We start from the raw sequence: 1,518 nt of genomic DNA, 5'->3' as shown, positions 1-1,518 counted from the left end.
ATATTTCCACTAACCACAATCCAACCAATTATGATTAAAAATTACTTTATAACCGCTTGGAGAAATATCAAAAGACAGAAGTCCTTTTCTGCCATCAATATATTTGGTTTGGCGATGGGTTTGGCTTGTTGCCTGATTTTGTTGGCATTTGTCAGGCAGGAATTAAGCTATGACCATTTTCATTCTGATTCTGACAGGATTTTCAGAGTTGCACAAAAAGTCGATGGGAATGAAAACTGGGCCTGGACCGGCGGTGCAGTTGCACCGATGATGGTCAAGGAATTTGACCAAGTCGAGAAGGCAGTCAGGATTCACCGTACCAGTACCTACCTCAGACCTGCCGATGGGCCAAATCAGGGAGAGAGCTTTAGGGAAGAAAAATTCACTTTTGCGGATGAAGGTTTTTTTGAGGTTTTTGATTTTCCATTGTTGAGTGGCACAACAACAGGAGTTTTGGATGATCCATTTCAGATTTTGTTGACGGAAACCATGGCCAAAAAATACTTTGGTGATGCTGATCCGATTGGGAAAAGCTTGATTTCAACCGGGGATTTTGAATTTGTCGTGAAAGGCGTTTTGAAAGATTTACCCTCAAATACACACTTGGACTTTGATTTTATCACCTCGCTCAATTCCTTCAAAGCAACTGAAAGCTATCCACTAACTGCTGAATTTAGCAGTTTTTGGTGGCCGAATTGTTACACCTACGTCAAATTGAAAGACCCTTCCGATGTCCATTTTGTGAACAGCGGCACCTTAGAAGCTTCCAAAAAAGCAAGATCAGAGGAGGAAGCCAAAAAGTATGTGCCATTTTTACAACCAATAACGGAGATCCACTTGGACAATTCCTATCAAAGTGAACTGAGCCCAAGCACAGCAAAATCTACGGTTTACATTTTCTTGAGCATCGGAATTTTTATTTTGATTTTGGCCTGCATCAACTTCATCAACCTCTCCACAGCCCGTGCTATCAAGCGGATGAAAGAAATTGGGATCAGGAAAGTGACAGGTGCCAAAAAATCCCAATTGGTTTGGCAGTTTTTTACCGAATCATTCTTGGTCAATGTCTTGGCAATGGTTTTTGCCTTGTTGATTGTTGAAATCCTTTTGCCGGTATTCTCTGGATTGTTGCAGCAGGAGATCCCATTCAACATCCTTGTTGATAAGCAGGTTTGGATTTTTCTTGTGGTTACTTTGGCTCTTTCCACATTTTTATCAGGATTTTTTCCGGCTTTGTACCTCTCAGGTTTGAAGCCAAATCTGATTCTGAAAGGAACTACTTTTCATTCCAACAAGAGCGCCTTAAGACAAAGCTTGGTTGTGCTGCAGTTTGTGATGTCCGGGATTTTGGTGTTTTGCGCCACTGTGGCCTATTTCCAACAATCCTATATGCGCAAGGCTGATTTGGGTTTTGACAGGGAAAACATCCTATCCATATCAATGGGGGAAGTATCACGATCAAACAGGGAAAGCCTGACCAATGCATACAGGCAGTTTTCATTTGTTGAAAATGTCTTG

General features: G+C 41.6%; 1 protein-coding gene. It reads left to right on the top strand.

Annotation, left to right across the window (positions count from 1 at the left end; translation table 11 throughout):
• Window positions 1-30 precede the first annotated feature (30 nt).
• Window positions 31-1,518 (top strand): ABC transporter permease (locus tag ACZFYI_RS20320; protein WP_462525942.1); only part of this gene is annotated, 1,488 nt, incomplete at its 3' end.

Source organism: Aquiflexum sp. (assembly GCF_977115555.1).
The sequence above is the reverse complement of the archived record's forward strand: the minus strand, read 5'-3'. Positions and strand labels throughout refer to the sequence as shown.